The organism is Crenothrix polyspora, from assembly GCF_900163755.1.
Classification (GTDB): Bacteria; Pseudomonadota; Gammaproteobacteria; order Methylococcales; family Methylomonadaceae; genus Crenothrix; species Crenothrix polyspora.
The window spans coordinates 16856-33061 of the sequence record NZ_FUKI01000169.1 but is presented as its reverse complement, the minus strand read 5'-3'; the positions used below and the strand labels follow the sequence as shown (position 1 = coordinate 33061).

Below are 16206 nucleotides of genomic sequence, written 5' to 3'. Positions count from 1 at the left end.
CCGCAGAATAGAATTGCTTGTATCTTAACAGAGCGTTGGTGGTTTGCTATCAAGTACCGTTAAAATTGTAAGAAATCTTAAGAGAACCTGAAAAAACACCATGAAAAAAATACTTTTTGTTACCAGCGAAGCTCATCCTTTTATTAAAACGGGCGGTTTAGCCGACGTGTCCGGCAGCTTGCCTAAAGCCTTGGCCGAATTAGGTCAGGATATTAAAATTATTATGCCGTATTACCAGGCCATAAAAACTTTTTCCAAGGTGTATGTCAGATGCTCATTACGCATAGATAACCGCGACATTAAAATATTGGAAACCCACATGCCAGGTAGCCTGATTGCGGTATGGTTAATTGATTGCCCTGAATTTTTTCAACAAGCCGGTAATCCTTATGTTGATGAACTGGGCAATCCGTGGAGCAATAATGCCGAACGCTTTGCTTTGCTATGCCAGATTGCCGTTGAAGTGGCCATGAACCGAGCGCAACTGGATTGGCAAGCCGATATTGTGCATTGCAACGATTGGCAAACCGGTCTGGTGCCTGCCTTGTTATCATTGGAAGATAACCGCCCTGCCTGTATTTTTACTATTCATAACTTGGCTTATCAGGGCTTGTTCCCCTCCAGCGTACTGACATCCTTGAACCTACCAGGGCAATTATGGCAACCGGAAGGCTTGGAATTTCATAGCATGTTATCGTTTATTAAAGGCGGCTTAGTATATGCTGATCGCATTACCACCGTTAGTCCAAGCTATGCACAAGAAATTCAGAATGCAGAATTTGGTTACGGACTTGAAGGTTTATTAAGCCACCACAACGAACGTTTACTCGGCATTATTAACGGTATTGATGTTAATGAGTGGAATCCTGAAACCGATAGTTATCTGCATAAACACTATAACAGCGACACTTTAAACCAAAAGCAAGACAATAAGACCGCCCTACAAAATCAGCTGTCCTTACCCATCAACAATAACATACCGCTAATTGGCTTAATTAGTCGATTGGTAGAGCAAAAAGGGATTGATTTAATTTTAGACTGCCTGCCAGAATTATTAACCATGCCGGTGCAATTTGTTTTATTGGGCAGTGGCGACAAAGTCTATGAGCAGCAGTTACACCACCTAATGGACTTACACCCTGGCAAAATGTCTATTACTATTGGCTATAATGAAGCATTAGCGCATTTAATTGAAGCCGGTGCCGATATTTTCTTAATGCCATCACGTTTTGAGCCGTGTGGTCTAAACCAAATGTACAGCCAGCGTTATGGTACTATTCCTATTGTTAGAAAAACCGGTGGCCTGGCGGATACGGTTATTGACAGCATTCCAGAAACCATCGCTAATAACACCGCAACCGGTGTGGTGTTTAACGCTGCCAATGCCAGTGCGTTAATGGAAGCCATCAAACGCACTTTAATTTTGTATGACATGTGCGATATTTGGGAAGACATGCAAAAAAATGCCATGAGTGCTGATTTTTCCTGGCAACAAAGTGCCAAGCAGTATCTTGCCTTATACAACACGATCCTACCACTGAAGCGGCATTGATTTATCGGTTAGATTGTTAAAACTACTCTTCGTGCGTTTGTTGAATCCTAAGTCAACGGCTTTTTAGCCAACGCACGGTGCGCAGTTAGTATGCTATCGCGCGGAACAAATACATCACAGTTACAGCGTTTTCACAGTTCAATAGTTACAGCGTAACCGTTCGCACTGAGCTTGTCGAAGTGTGCCGTTCATGCTTCGACAAGCTCAGCACGAACGGTGGCTGTAACTGTCCTACGTTGAAAACGCTGTAACTATTTAATCGTTATGGTAACTGTCGCTGGCAATGTTGATACACCATTGGCTGTTGTATTGTATGTGAATTGGTATACGCCTCGCTTAGCGGCTTGTTTTTGAGCATTTGTTAACGCTAAAACAGGTGTAGTAAGTGTATAACTAAAAGCCCCTGTTGTGGTATTAAGTTTTAACGCAATATACGCCTTGCCCGTGCCGCCAATTCTTTTTATGCGACTGCTGACAGCAAATGTACGCCCAATAAAGTCTACAGGAAAGTCATTTTTACCAATACTGTTAAGCGCCGTCACTGAAAAAGTTTGGCTGCTAGCGCTATTGGCAACGCCGGTGTAGGTGTCGTTTTTAGAGTACAGCACAGCAACATCCACTGTCGATGTATTAGAAAGCCCGGCCGCATTTTGCAAAGCGTAACGAAAGCTGTCTGTGCCTGCAAAACCACGATTGGGCGTGTATTCAATACTGCCACAACAAGACGGCAGCACAGAACCGTGTGTTGGTGCGCCCATAATAACGGCTTTACTGTCAGCGGCATTATTATCGTTTTTAGTCACCTCAATAATGCTGCTCAGACCTAATCGCGTTGCTGCGGTATCTGGCATTGTAACTGTCGGGTTATGTAAACCGGTTGTTTTGCTAAGAAAATTAGCCGTACTGCCTATTTTTTTGCCCGTGGCAACAAACTCAAGATCACGGCCATTAAGGCTTAAGGTATCGGTAATTTGATCTTGTGTCACCAGCCCATAAACACGTAAATTTTGCGGCACAACCGTCCAATCGGTATAAATATCCACCTTAGCGGCTAAGCCCCAATGCAAACCTGAGTCAGTTGACTTCCACAGATGAAGTTTCTTTTCCGTGGCAAGGCTGTCTCTAAAAGAAGCCCAATAAATATTACCGGTAGTGCTACGTGCGCCCAATATCGGCGGAATATGATCAACATAAGGCACTTCGCCAGTAGCTTCAAGCCCTGTTAAATCGTAATTAGCCCGTTGTCCGTAAAGTTTTTCACCTGGCTTCAGCGTGTCAACATCGGGAATCCAAACACATTTACCATTGGGGGGTGGGGTAAAAACCAAATCTCCTGTTCTTACGCGTTGTGAGCCAGCGGTAATTTTCCAACCTTTATAATCAGCTATTTTATCAAGTGCTGTATTGTCGAGCGGTGCTACTGAAACGCCGTCCCAGGCAATAATAGCGGATTCCGAATCGGTATCGCCTAATAATATATAAATCCAGCCGTTGTAGGGATTTTGTACAATGCCACGAATGTTCCGTGTTTGCTGACCGACAGTATTCCACTCGATGACTTTGTCCCAAGTATCCCCCATAGTCGTGGATTTCCACAGTGCCACCCAGTTTTTATCACTGACATTGTATTCGCCATAAAATAATGCGGTTTTATTATGGGGTAGCTTAGCAAACAACACAGAACGGTGATGTAAACTACGAATGTTCGCTTGCGGCACGCCACCGCGTTCGCCCATGTTCATCAGCGCTTGTTTATTATCGTAATTGGGCGGATTATTTCCCACCGTTCCGGTTTTGGAATTGAATTTGTACAGATAACTGGAGCGTTTAGGAAGAATTTCGCTAGTAAATAAAACATCGCCATTTGGTAAAGGCCAAACTTGCTCTACATAACCACTGGCGTTATCTAAACCGTGTGAAATTTCACTGTTTTTCGGCTTAAGATCAGCAATATAAGAATTAGGATACGCTGTTCGACTAACGCTGCCATTAGTATTAATATGAAAACCGACTAATTGACTGCCGTCATTAGCGCTCGCACTTTGATCCGTACCCCAAAAGTCAGTGCTGTTATTAATTGCCCCGAACGATTCCCGACTTTCTTCTTTGCTGTCTAAAAAGCTAAAAATCTCAGCAGCGTAAACGTGCGTCATTGCGCAAAAACCGATAACGCTAATCAGCCATTGTGCATGTTTCATAGTAAACCTCATTTATAAAAAAACCGAACGTTGAGTAACACGTTATTCTTTACCCGATAAAAAGGGTACAAAACTGACATTTTCGAGTGTCTCAATAGAAAAACCATCTACTTTACGCACAACACGATAGAGCTTTTGGCTAATATCATTACCAACAGGAATAACCATAACACCGCCAATAACCAAGTGTTGTAACAGTGTTTGTGGAATAATTGGCGGTGCCGCAGTCACAATAATGCCATCAAACGGCGCATAATCTGGCCAGCCACTGCCGCCATCACTGTGCAAATAACTGATGTTTTTAAGTTTTAATTCTCGTAGATTGTTTATTGCTTTGCGCTGCAAAGGTAAAATTCTTTCAACCGTATACACATGGCCTACCAGTTGCGACAAAATAGCCGCTTGATAACCACAACCTGTGCCGATCTCCAGTACTTTTTGTAAATAACCAAACTCTAATAATAATTCGGTCATTTTAGCAACAATATAAGGTTGCGAAATAGTTTGATTATAGCCAATAGGTAATGCAGTATCTTCATAAGCTCTGCTGTCTAGCGCTTCATCGACAAAAATATGCCGAGGCGTTTTACTGATAACGTCCAAAACTTTCTGATTGGTAATACCTTGCTCTGATAAGCGTGTAATTAAACGATCACGGGTACGCTGGGATGTCATGCCAATGCCTTGCAAATGCGGCATCATTGCGTATTAACCGTTGGTAACCAGGCTTGCACTTGTTGAATACGATCGTACCAGGTTAAATCCAGTTGCAGCGGTGTAACCGAGACGTAACCTGCATTAATCGCATAAAAATCAGTACCTTCTCCTGCATCTTGCTCAGCACCAGGCGGCCCTACCCAATAGATTAAGCGCCCTCGTGGATCGGTGCTGGTGATCACAGGCTCGGATTTATGGCGTTGACCCAGGCGCGTGGCCTGATAACCTTTTAATTCGTTTAGCGGAATATCCGGTACGTTAACATTCAAAATAGTATCTTTAGGTAAAGGCTGCTTGATAAGTTGTTGCAACAAGGTTATGGCAACGTGGGCGGCGGTCTCAAAATGTACCGCAGGATAACCCACTAAAGAAATAGCGACCGCTGGCAAGCCTAAAAAACGGCCTTCGGTAGCGGCGGCCACTGTGCCCGAATACAACACATCATCGCCTAAATTGCCACCGTGATTAATGCCAGCAAACACCATATCGGGTTCTTTGGCCAGTAAACCGGTAATCGCCAAATGCACGCAATCGGTGGGCGTACCATCGACTTTTATAAAACCATTTTCAGTTTCAGTGGCACGCAGTGGCATTTCCAATGTTAAGGAATTACTGGCAGCACTGCGGTTTCTATCCGGTGCTACCACGGTAATAGTGGCGTAGCTACGTAACGCATCCGCCAATGCCGTCAAACCCTCGGCAAGATACCCGTCATCATTACTCAACAAAATGTGCATTTATCAATCGCTCTAAAGCGGAATACGCTATAAAATCAAACATACTAGCAACTATAGCCAACAAAATCAGCTTTCGTGCCAAAAAAAAATATTAGTTCAGAAGATAGTCACTTGTTTAGAAATACAGTGGGCAAGGTGCAGTTAATTAACAGCGACAAAGTATTACTTAATCAACCTGTTAAAACCAAGCCTGTGCCTAAACGCCAACAGATAACCATAGACGATTATTTTTTAGCCCATGATGACACCGTGCTGGAAAAACTCAGTATTGAAGATACCTTGAGTTTTAGTGCCGATGGCTTACAAAAAAATGTGCTCAAACGCTTGCGGCAAGGCTATTTTGGCCAAGATGCAGAAATTGATTTGCATGGCTTAAGCAGTGCGGCGGCTAAGCAACAGTTAATACAATTTTTGCATCATAGCGTGGAAAACGGCAGACGCTGTGTGCATATTATCCACGGTAAAGGCTATCGTTCACCAGACAATCATCCGGTATTAAAAAACAATCTGAATAGTTGGCTAAGACAGCACAGATACGTACTGGCATTTTGTTCGGCACCCCCTAGACACGGTGGTGCTGGGGCATTGGTAGTCTTGTTGCAGCTGGCTGAAAAGTACGATGATTTAAGTGGCGAGGCTTATTAGTGGCTGATGACACCCTTTTTCGTGTTTTTGTGTTTTCTATGGACAATCTACCCCCTAAAAATGAAACATTTTTAAACATCTTGTGTCTATTGGAGTATGCTTCAACTATGCGATAACAGTGCCAATTAATGGGCTGTTAACTCACCGAATCAACCTTTACAGGAGAATACACAATGAAAAACGTTGTTATTGCCGGTTATTGTCGCTCCCCTTTCGCACCTGCGCACAAAGGCTTATTAAGCAAAATACGCCCAGACGACTTAGTTGCACAAGTTGTCAAAGGCTTAATGGCCAAAACCAGCGTTAATCCTGAGGATATTGAAGATTTAATTTTAGGTTGCGCGTTCCCAGAGGCTGAGCAAGGCATGAATTTAGCCCGCTTAGTGGTTTTCTTGGCCGATTTGCCGGTCACAGTAGCGGGTATGACGCTCAACCGCTTTTGCGGCTCGTCCATGCAGGCTATTCACATTGCTGCCGGTGCTATCCAAATGAATGCCGGTGAGGTGTTTATTTGTGCTGGCGTTGAATCGATGACCCGCATCCCGATGGGCGGTTATAACTTTATGCCCAATCCTGCCCTTTACGAGCGTTTCCCACAGGCTTATATGAGCATGGGCAATACCGCAGAAAATCTGGCACGGCGCTATAAAATTGATCGTATTGATCAGGAAATATTCGCCTTATCCAGCCAGCAAAAAACCTATTTAGCTCAGCAACAAGGTCGGTTGGACGGCGAAATTATCACCATTGCCGGCATGAGCAAAGACAGTTGTTTACGCCCCGATTCTACCGTGCATGATTTAGAGCAACTGCCACCAGCTTTTCAAAAAGACGGCACAGTAACCGCAGGCACTTCTTCACCGCTTACCGATGGCGCAGCCGCTGTGTTAGTGTGCAGTGAGGATTACGCCGATGCGCACGGTTTGAAAAAAATGGCGCGTATTAAAGCCACCGCCGTCTCTGGCTGTGAACCTGACATCATGGGCATGGGGCCTGTGGCGGCAACCCATAAAATTTTGCAGCGTGCGGTATTAAAACTGGAAGATATTGATATTGTCGAACTGAATGAAGCCTTTGCTGCGCAAGCGTTAGCGGTGCTGCAAAAATTGCCAATAGCCTTGGACAAACTTAATTTGGATGGTGGCGCACTGGCGTTAGGTCATCCTTTGGGCGCAACGGGGGCGCGTATTGTTGGCAAGGCGGCTAGCTTGTTGCAACGCGAAGGCAAACAATACGCCTTGGCCACGCAGTGTATAGGAGGTGGCCAAGGCATTGCCACGCTTTTGGAGGCAATCTAATGGCCATCAATAAAGTTGCCGTTATCGGCGCAGGCGTTATGGGGGCGGCTATTGCGGCACAGTTTACCAATGCCGGTACTCCTGTGTATTTACTAGACATTGTCCCTGAGCAAGGCAGCAATCGTAACGCAATTGCTGAAACCGCCATCCAAAAGTTGCTTAAAGCCGACCCCGCCGCTTTTATGCACCCCAGCAATGCCCGCTTAATTACCCCTGGCAATATTGAAGATCATTTAGCGTTATTGGCTGATGTGGATTGGGTGATTGAAGCTGTGGTCGAAAAACCGCAGATTAAACAAGCGTTGTACCAAAAATTAGTAACGGTATGTCATAAAGATTGCATTATCTCTTCCAATACCTCTACCTTACCGTTAGCGGTATTGGTAGACGGCCTGGGCGAGGGCTTTGCCGAACGCTTTATGATCAGTCATTTTTTTAACCCGCCACGTTACATGCGCTTATTAGAATTGGTAACGGCTGTAAACACGCGCCCTGATCTCATCAACACCGTTACAGATTTTGCCGATGTAAAACTGGGTAAAAATTGCGTGTTGTGCAACGACACCCCAGGTTTTATCGCTAATCGCATCGGTATTTACTGGTTGCAATGCGCTATTTTGGAGGCGATTGAGCTGGAACTAAGTGTAGAGCAAGCCGATAGCATATTATCCACACCGTTTGGCATCCCTAAAACCGGCGTGTTTGGTTTGCTGGATTTAATCGGTCTGGATTTAATTCCACCGATTTTGCACAGCATGAGCCACGCCTTGCCGCCTGACGATGCGTTTCAGGCCATCAGTCAGCTGGCGCAACGCGTACAAGATATGATTGCGGCAGGATTTACCGGCAGAAAAGCCAAAGGCGGCTTTTACCGTTTAAATACTCAGCATATTAAAGAATCGATTAATTTGCGTACCGGCGAATACAGCCCTAGCCATAAAATCGACGCGCCTAAAACTGACAATTTAGCCGCATTGCTGGTGGCACCGGATAAGCTGTCTCAATACGCTTGGCGGGTGTTATCCCAAACCTTGCAGTATGCCGCAAGTTTAATACCGGAGATTGCCGACGATATCGTCACCGTAGATGCAGCGATGCGCGATGGTTACAATTGGGCATACGGGCCGTTTGAGTTGCTGGATCGCATCGGTGTGGACAACTTTGTGGCTAGACTACAGGCAGAACAACGCCCAGTGCCGGCGTTATTGCGCAATAAACAAGCCTTGTATCTGGTTAATACGGGGCAGTTGCATTTTGCTACCTTAACCAGTGTGTATCAGCCGGTGCGTCGTGACAAAGCCTTGTTACAACTGGCCGATATGAAACGCCTGCACCCGACTATCTTAAGCAATGCCTCGGCCAGTTTATGGGATATTGGCGATGGCGTGGCTTGTCTGGAGTTCCACAGCAAAATGAACACGCTGGATATGGACAGCATGGCGTTGATTCGGCACAGTATTGATAAGGTGAATGCCGGTTTTAGCGCCTTGGTGATACACAATGACGGCGAACATTTTTCTGCCGGTGCCAATTTAGGCTTATTGATTAAGGCTATTCATCATCAGGATTGGTCGGCGGTGGAATTATTAATCAGCCAAGGCCAACACACTTATCAGGCGTTAAAATACGCGCCTTTTCCGGTGGTTGCAGCGCCCTCTGGTTTGGCGTTGGGCGGTGGCTGCGAAATCCTGTTACATTGCGATGCGATCCAGGCTCATGCCGAATTGTATATGGGTTTAGTGGAAGTGGGTGTTGGTCTTATCCCTGGCTGGGGCGGTTGCAAAGAATATTTACGCCGCTGGCTGAATTTTGCCAAATTGCCCAAAGGCCCAGTGCCGCCGGTAGTCAAAGCTTTTGAAACCCTGGGGCTGGCCAAGGTATCTAAATCAGCCGCAGAAGCCAAAGAACTGTTATTTTTAAGTGCCAGCGATGGCATTAGCATGAATAAAAATCGCTTGCTGGCGGATGCCAAAGCTAAGGCGTTGCTGTTGAGCAAAAATTATACACCACCACAGCCGAGTGTTTACCCCTTGCCTGGTAAAACCGCTGATGTATTGTTACTGATGGAGGTTAACAGTTTGCAGGCGCAAGGTAAAGCCACCGAGTACGATGTAAGCGTGGCCACACAACTGGCTTATGTATTAAGTGGTGGTGATTGCGATATCACCGAACCGCTGTCGGAAGCTGATATGCTTGAGTTGGAGCTGAATGCCTTTGTAACACTGACCAAGCAAGCCGGTACGTTAGCTAGGTTAGAGCACATGTTAAAAACTGGCAAACCGTTAAGAAATTAGTGTTTTTTATTTAAGATTATAACGAGGCTTGTAATATTGTTAAGCCCCTGTTTTAGGTGTAGCATTAGAATTCAGTGTGGAGAATATCACTGTGTTCAAATAAGTCAGAACAGAATTATAAGCGGTTTTATTAGTTAATCCCAAAGTCGCGCTTGGGCAATTTAAGCTAAATACACTCTTAATTCATAAATAAGGAAAAAATCATGCTAAACAAACTTATTAATTTTTCATGTCAACTGATTATCCCTGTAATAGCAATTGGCTCATTATCTTTTAGTGCAACGGTAATGGCCAACAACGGGTGGAATCCTGTCATCCCGTATAATCCGCCAGGCGTAGTACTTAACTTAAAGAAAAAAAATATCGGATTAGTTAGAACCGGTAGCTATTTGGTCAACGCTATTGGCAATTGCAACAGTTGCCATGTCGCACCAACAAAAACCACACCGCCTTCCAGTAGTGTTTACTCATCTGGAGATCCTTTTAAGGGTGAAGTGGCCGTTATCGATTTTGCTAGATATCTTGGTGGCGGCAGAATATTTGGTGCCATCGCCGCTAAACCAGCCACAGCAACAACGCCTGAAGTTATCGCTTTTAAAGGATATACCGCAGATAATCTCAGACCCGATATCAGTGGGAAGCCAGCGGGCTTAACGAAAGATGAGTTTATAAATGTGATGCGGACGGGTAAAGATCCACATGATGCAACGCGAATAATTCAAGTAATGCCGTGGCCAGTTTACCAAAATCTAAGTACAACTGATTTAAAAGCAATGTACGAATATTTCCGTGCATTGCCTACAGCCTCACCTTTAACGCCTTAAAACTTAGTTAAACAGGCGGTAATAGGATTCTCCTGTTACCGCTCTCGTACTCATTATAGGAGCTGAAATAATGACGGAAGATTATCACCCTATAAAAGGGGAATAACAATGTTCTGGCTATTGGCGCTGTTGATTACCGTATCAATCCTGTTTTATTACAGAATTTGTATCCCTGTTGCAACCTTAGTCGTGGGCGTGTTACTAGCAGATTATCTTTTATTTCAAGGTTTAACCCCCTTCAATCAAAGTCTATGGGCGTGTTACTTAGGTATTTTTATACCACTTAACATACCTGCTATTCGCCGTCATCTGGTCAGTCGCTGGCTGTTTCAATGGATGAAAAAAGCCTTGCCACCTATTTCTAAAACCGAACAAGAAGCCTTAGATGCCGGTAATACCTGGTGGGATGCCGAATTATTTTCGGGTAATCCGGATTGGCGTATTTTACAAAATTTACCCGCCGCTCAATTAACGGCCAAAGAGCAAGCTTACATTGATGGCCCTGTTGAAACCCTGTGTGCCATGCTCGATGACTGGGATATTACCCACCACCGTAACGACTTACCCAAAGAAGTCTGGGACTACATTAAGCAGCACAAGTTTTGCGGCATTATCATCCCCAAAAACTACGGTGGATTGGCGTTTTCTGAAACCGCACATTCAATCATTGTAATGAAAATAGCCAGCCGCTGCACCACGGCGGCGGTAACCGTGATGGTACCTAATTCCTTAGGGCCTGCAAAACTGCTGCTTAACTACGGTACGGAACAGCAAAAAAACTTTTACTTACCCCGCTTGGTCAGCGGTGAAGAAATCCCTGCATTTGCTTTAACAGGCCCCCATGCCGGTAGCGATGCCAGCGCCATCCCTGATACAGGCATCGTCTGCCGCAGCACGTTTAACGGCAAGCGCAACGTACTGGGCATACGCTTAAATTGGGAAAAACGCTATATCACCCTAGGCCCTGTGGCCAGTGTTTTAGGCTTGGCCTTTAAGCTCTATGACCCTGACAAGCTCATCGGTGACGTGCAAGATATTGGCATTACCGTGGCTTTGATACCCACTGATACCAAAGGTGTCTCCATAGGCCGCCGTCATTATCCGCTAGACTCTGCTTTCCAAAACGGCCCTAACTGGGGCAAAGACGTGTTTATTCCGATGGACTGGATTATTGGTGGCGTGGCCCAAGTGGGCAACGGCTGGAAAATGCTCATGCAAAGTTTGAGTACCGGACGCGCCATTTCATTGCCTGCGCTCAGTGTGGGTGCGGGTAAATTAGTGTGCCGTAACACCGGCGCTTACGCACGTATCCGCAAGCAATTTAACCTGCCCATTGGTGAATTTGAAGGCATAGAAGAACCGTTGGCACGCATGGCCGGTGAGACGTATATATTAGATGCCGCGCGGTGTGTGACCAATGCCGCTCTGGATAATGGCCAAAAACCGGCGGTGATTTCCGCCATATTAAAATATGAACTCACCGAACGTATGCGCCGTGTGGTGAATGATGCGATGGATATACAAGGCGGTTCGGGTATTTGCCTTGGGCCTAAAAATTATTTGGGACGTTTATATCAGGTGATTCCAGTCAGTATTACCGTGGAAGGTGCTAATATTTTAACCCGCACGCTGATGATTTTTGGCCAAGGTGCAATCCGTTGTCACCCGTACATACAACAGGAAATGGCCGCCATACAGCAAGGCAATCTGGCCGAATTTGACCGTTTATTATTCCAGCATATTGGTTTTTGGGGGCGCAATAAAGTGGCTGCCTTGTGGTTTGGTTTAACCGATGCCCGCTTTATTAAAACCCCTGGCGATAATGACACCAGGCGGTATTATCAACACATTACCCGTTTGAGCGTGGGCTTTGCACTATTGGCGGATTTTGCCTTGCTAACACTGGGTGGCTCATTGAAACGCAAAGAACGCTTGTCGGGGCGTTTTGCCGATGTGCTCAGCAATCTGTATTTGTGTTCGTGCGTGCTCAAGCATTATCAAAATCAAGGTTGTCTTAAAGACGATTTGCCGTTGCTGCATTGGGCGTGCCAGCATACGTTGTACCGTGCCCAACAAGCGTTATTGGCGATTTATTGGAAATTACCGCTGCGTCCTGTAGCTTGGCTGTTGCGTGGCCTTATGTTTCCATTGGGGAAACCTTGTTCACCGCCGAGTGACCGTTTAATACACCAAACGGCAAGCGTGTTGCTATCTGAGAGTGCCAGCCGTGACCGTTTAACCCTAGGGATTTATATCAACAATCATCCTGAAGATGCCACCGGCAGAATTGAAGTGGCTTTCAAAGCGGTGTTAGCCGCAGCACCGGTAGAGGCCAAGCTGCGTAACGCACAAAAATTAAAACAATTACCCAAAGCCGCATTAACGCAAATTATTGATGAAGCACGGGTAAAGTCGATTATTAACCAAGCAGAATATGAGTTGTTTATAAACGCTGAGGCGGCGCGATTTGCAGCGATTAGCGTTGATGATTTTAGTGCCGAACAATTAAATGCCAAACAATAAGGCGTGTTTAAGATTAGGCGCTTATGGTTAACTCTCTATTAAAATTAGGTTTTTGAATAAGATATTCAGAATTGGATCTACCGTAGCAACATAAAATAACGTGTTTGCTATTTTATACCCAGCCTTAAACCGCTAGCATTCAGTCAATTTTGGTATGTCGGGTATATTTTTGATCAGCGTGAGACCTACGAGGTTTTAAAAACCTCGTAGGTCTTTGCAACACACGACAAAATCAAGATATAACGGTGAATTCGCCGCCAGGCAATCCGCCACAATACGTCTACTGGACATTGGCATAAGCATTGATTAGCGGTTTGCTGGCACGAAACCACCCTACAAGCTCTTTGCAATACTCAACAAAATAAATCGGTAGCCTTTTCTGATTAAAATCACTGTAAGTTTATGCGTGGCTTAAGAACGCGCACGAAATAACTTGAGCATTTAATCCCCTCAAACTAAGCTTTTCCTCTTAAAGAGACGCTTTAGCTGTTCACGTTATTTCATACACATTTCTTAAACTGATCTTGTCAAAAAATAAAAAGCGTACGGTTATTACTGGTTCAGCTAATAACGTTCTGTGTCTATGACCACCCCTTAAATGTAAAAGTAAAATTATGCCCATGAAAAAAAACATATCTCGATTAGCCCGTTTTTTATGCACGTCATTATTAATTATTACAACGGTGACACAATTTAAAAGCCTAGCCGCAACATTGCCAGATGCCATACGCAGCGGTGGCCCATCTAGACCGCATCAAACGAAAATTGCTGTTGTAGTATCACAGCGTTCTTACGCCGATAAAGCCTTTACGCTAGACAATGAGAAAGGTGAGACCGTTTTCACAGGTAAGCTAAAAGCAGCTAATACCTCAGAACCGTGGGCTTATGCCGCAAGCGCTGATTTTTCCAGTTTTAAATCCGTTGGCCGCTACCGTATTCACGTCGATAAATTGAAATCTGAGCCTTGGGTTATTGATGCTAAGGCTAATAGCGAATTAGTTATCGCCTTACTGGGGATATTTCTTGCTAATCGCGATGGCAAAGAAAACTCTTCTTTGCATAAGCCAGCACATTTACATGATGCCACCGTAAAAGGCGGGCGTTACGATAACAAAAAATTTGATTTTACCGGCGGGTGGATGGATGCAGGTGATCAAATACATTTTACCGACACCACTGCCTATGCGGCTATTATCCTGCAAATAGCTGCCAAGCTTGATCCTGTCAATGCCGATGCGTTAAATAATGAAGCCGATGTGGGTATTCGCTGGCTACTGAAGGCGCACCCACGACCCGATTTATTTATTGGCCAGATAGGCGATATGAGCGACCATGCGCTTGGTTTTCGTGATCCGGCTACAGACGATCAATCTAAACTACCTGGCATAGGTCATCGGCTTGCTTATCCTTCGGTTTTATCGGGCATGATGGGCAAAACAGCCGCAGCACTGGCATTCGCCGCTGAACGCAATAGTGGTAAAGCGCGTCGAAAACTGTTAACACAGGCTAAGCAGTGGTATGAACAAGGTAAAGCCAATCATTCCGATCAACAGCTACCTGGGCATTTTTACGACAATTTAACGTGGCACGACGATATGAGCATCGCTGCTGTTATGTTATGGCGTTTAACCGGAAAAACCCAATACCAACAAGACGCTTACCGCTATTTGGATGATATTGATCATACGTTATCAGTCGCTTCGGTAGGGGTGCTGACTGCTGCCAATTTATGTGGTGCGCTAAATCATGACGCGACCAAAAATATCAAAATACAAAAATTCGCCTGTGATTATTTACACACCGCAGCACAAGAGGCGATTTCCACAGCAACTATCGATAATGCACCGTGGGGCACACCAGGGCACATGTATTGGGGGCAATCAGGATTTAATGGCTCGCACGGTGCAATTATCGCTTTTGCTAAGCGTGCCAATTTAATTAAAGATGCGTCTGTAGCCAGCCGAGCGCGTGACTGGCTATTGGGGCTTAATCCGTGGGGAGCCAGCTTTGTTGTAGGTTATGGTTTAAACTCACCTGCAACACCACATCATTGGGCCAGTGTTTTCGGTAATAACCTACCTAAAGGCGCGGTGGTTGGTGGAGCGGCTGCCATGACAGAAATGAAAAAAACTAATTTTTCAAAAAAAGAACTCCTTGATTCTGATAGAGCTGTGTATTCCCCAAAAATTGAAAGTTATGCCAACAGTGAACCTTCGCTAGTTTATAGCGCTAATTCAATTTTACTTATTACGTCATTAAATACGTTAAAAAACTAACGGTTGTTCTCCTATACGGTTCATATACAGCGTTTTCAACTTAGGACAGTTACAGCCACCGTTCGTGCTGAGCTTGTCGAAGCATGAACTTGCTTAAGTTATTTCGTGCGCGTTCCTAAGTTGCTAGTACTCAGTCAATATTATTCTGTCGGATGCTATAAAGACCTACGAGGTTTTAAAAACCTCTTAGGCCTCACACCGGTCAAAAATATACCCGACATATCAAGATTGACTAAGTACTAGTCGAAACTGTATGTCTGTTTTTTTATCAGTCAGCGTAAAAAATTTCACCCACTCCCTATTGAGACGCTGCCAATGAAATTGTAGTTATCTGATAAAACGGTATTTTATTTTTATATTTAAACATGGCATAATTTTTGCTTTTATGTCTTTTGAGCCTAGGATCAAAAACATAATACCTGCGGTTGGTAGTGCTGGTTTTTTTGATAACCTGTTCATTAGCGTGAGCTCAGTCACTACATCATATAATTATATTCCGCCAGGGACTCTCATTATGAAACACCACCACGGTAGATGCGTCTCTGCCCTTATGCTTTTGTGCTCAGTAATTACGCCAGCTTTTGCAACGGTTATCAGTACCGATATTTTTAAAAAATCGCCTGAGATACACTGGCGGCGAACATCAACCGCGATGAGATTAAATACCAACAACGACCAAAGCACAAACACTAGCAGCGTCTATTTTTTTTACAATCTTTTAAGCGAGCGAACGCTATCAATCACGTCTCCTGCAATCAACTCTTACACGGCATTCCTATCAATAACAGCAGACGCATTTATGAGTAATCTCGGCTTAACGACAGATGAAACGTATCAGTTAGATTCGTTATGGTCGCCGCATACTATTTACGATGACGCAACGCACGATAAAATAAATTTTACAAAAACAAATCTTTATTTTGAAGCACCCGCATACGAACTAGAGTCACTCAATTTTCGCATGTGGAAAAGTCTGGGTGTTAGACAAGTTATGTGGGATGGGATGTTTAATCAAAGCCTAAACTCAGCCTCTAACGAACCAGAACCTGCCCCTATGGGAGCACTAGGCATTGGTATGGTGAGTTTTGCATCATTAAAAAGGCGTAGCCAACATAAACGTGCCTAATTTTTGGTAGTGCTTA

Annotated in this window: 11 protein-coding genes; 8 read left to right on the top strand and 3 right to left on the bottom strand. The window is 44.6% G+C overall.

Annotation, left to right across the window (positions count from 1 at the left end; all coding sequences use genetic code 11):
• The first annotated feature begins 100 nt into the window (after positions 1–100).
• Positions 101–1552, top strand: coding sequence for a glycogen synthase GlgA (gene glgA / locus CRENPOLYSF2_RS17240; RefSeq protein ID WP_087145192.1), 1452 nt, complete (start codon positions 101–103; stop codon positions 1550–1552).
• A 251-nt stretch (positions 1553–1803) separates the two neighbouring features.
• On the opposite strand, the gene CRENPOLYSF2_RS17235 is transcribed toward glgA, so the two are convergent.
• Genes CRENPOLYSF2_RS17235 through surE form a run of 3 tightly spaced genes read right to left on the bottom strand, consistent with a single transcriptional unit; the run spans position 1804 to position 5204 of the window.
• Positions 1804–3750, bottom strand: coding sequence for an Ig-like domain-containing protein (locus CRENPOLYSF2_RS17235; protein ID WP_087145191.1), 1947 nt, complete (start codon positions 3748–3750; stop codon positions 1804–1806).
• 42 nt (positions 3751–3792) lie between these two features.
• The gene (locus CRENPOLYSF2_RS17230; RefSeq protein ID WP_087145190.1) at positions 3793–4452 is read right to left on the bottom strand and encodes a protein-L-isoaspartate(D-aspartate) O-methyltransferase; all 660 of its coding nucleotides are present in this window, start codon (positions 4450–4452) and stop codon (positions 3793–3795) included.
• Positions 4449–5204, bottom strand: coding sequence for a 5'/3'-nucleotidase SurE (gene surE, locus CRENPOLYSF2_RS17225; RefSeq protein ID WP_087145189.1), 756 nt, complete (start codon positions 5202–5204; stop codon positions 4449–4451). The genes CRENPOLYSF2_RS17230 and surE overlap by 4 nt, the downstream gene beginning before the upstream one ends.
• A gap of 111 nt (positions 5205–5315) precedes the next feature.
• Here surE and CRENPOLYSF2_RS17220 point away from each other — a divergent pair, with 111 nt between their 5' ends.
• From CRENPOLYSF2_RS17220 to CRENPOLYSF2_RS17190, 7 genes are all read left to right on the top strand, one after another.
• On the top strand, positions 5316–5849 hold the full coding sequence (locus CRENPOLYSF2_RS17220) for a Smr/MutS family protein (RefSeq protein ID WP_245808048.1): 534 nt from the start codon (positions 5316–5318) through the stop codon (positions 5847–5849).
• A 173-nt stretch (positions 5850–6022) separates the two neighbouring features.
• On the top strand, positions 6023–7147 hold the full coding sequence (locus CRENPOLYSF2_RS17215; protein WP_087145187.1) for a thiolase family protein: 1125 nt from the start codon (positions 6023–6025) through the stop codon (positions 7145–7147).
• On the top strand, positions 7147–9441 hold the full coding sequence (locus CRENPOLYSF2_RS17210) for a 3-hydroxyacyl-CoA dehydrogenase/enoyl-CoA hydratase family protein (protein ID WP_087145186.1): 2295 nt from the start codon (positions 7147–7149) through the stop codon (positions 9439–9441). Before CRENPOLYSF2_RS17215 ends, CRENPOLYSF2_RS17210 begins: the two co-directional genes overlap by 1 nt.
• A gap of 203 nt (positions 9442–9644) precedes the next feature.
• On the top strand, positions 9645–10265 hold the full coding sequence (locus CRENPOLYSF2_RS17205; protein WP_087145185.1) for a hypothetical protein: 621 nt from the start codon (positions 9645–9647) through the stop codon (positions 10263–10265).
• Positions 10266–10373: 108 nt separating this feature from the next.
• A complete protein-coding gene (locus tag CRENPOLYSF2_RS17200; RefSeq protein ID WP_087145184.1) occupies positions 10374–12788 on the top strand; it encodes an acyl-CoA dehydrogenase in 2415 nt (804 codons plus the stop codon).
• A gap of 620 nt (positions 12789–13408) precedes the next feature.
• Positions 13409–15064, top strand: a complete 1656-nt coding sequence (locus CRENPOLYSF2_RS17195; protein WP_176371163.1) for a glycoside hydrolase family 9 protein — start codon at positions 13409–13411, stop codon at positions 15062–15064.
• A gap of 514 nt (positions 15065–15578) precedes the next feature.
• Positions 15579–16190 carry a PEP-CTERM sorting domain-containing protein gene (locus CRENPOLYSF2_RS17190; RefSeq protein ID WP_176371162.1) on the top strand — a complete coding sequence of 204 codons (612 nt, stop codon included), beginning with the start codon at positions 15579–15581 and terminating at the stop codon, positions 16188–16190.
• The last annotated feature ends 16 nt before the right edge of the window (positions 16191–16206 follow it).

Excerpts from the sequence above, each read along its gene's own strand:
- glgA (WP_087145192.1), top strand. The coding sequence starts at position 101 with ATGAAAAAAATACTTTTTGTTACCAGCGAAGCTCATCCTTTTATTAAA.
- CRENPOLYSF2_RS17235 (WP_087145191.1), bottom strand. The coding sequence starts at position 3,750 with ATGAAACATGCACAATGGCTGATTAGCGTTATCGGTTTTTGCGCAATG.
- CRENPOLYSF2_RS17230 (WP_087145190.1), bottom strand. The coding sequence starts at position 4,452 with ATGATGCCGCATTTGCAAGGCATTGGCATGACATCCCAGCGTACCCGT.
- surE (WP_087145189.1), bottom strand. The coding sequence starts at position 5,204 with ATGCACATTTTGTTGAGTAATGATGACGGGTATCTTGCCGAGGGTTTG.
- CRENPOLYSF2_RS17215 (WP_087145187.1), top strand. The coding sequence starts at position 6,023 with ATGAAAAACGTTGTTATTGCCGGTTATTGTCGCTCCCCTTTCGCACCT.
- CRENPOLYSF2_RS17210 (WP_087145186.1), top strand. The coding sequence starts at position 7,147 with ATGGCCATCAATAAAGTTGCCGTTATCGGCGCAGGCGTTATGGGGGCG.
- CRENPOLYSF2_RS17205 (WP_087145185.1), top strand. The coding sequence starts at position 9,645 with ATGCTAAACAAACTTATTAATTTTTCATGTCAACTGATTATCCCTGTA.
- CRENPOLYSF2_RS17200 (WP_087145184.1), top strand. The coding sequence starts at position 10,374 with ATGTTCTGGCTATTGGCGCTGTTGATTACCGTATCAATCCTGTTTTAT.
- CRENPOLYSF2_RS17195 (WP_176371163.1), top strand. The coding sequence starts at position 13,409 with ATGAAAAAAAACATATCTCGATTAGCCCGTTTTTTATGCACGTCATTA.
- CRENPOLYSF2_RS17190 (WP_176371162.1), top strand. The coding sequence starts at position 15,579 with ATGAAACACCACCACGGTAGATGCGTCTCTGCCCTTATGCTTTTGTGC.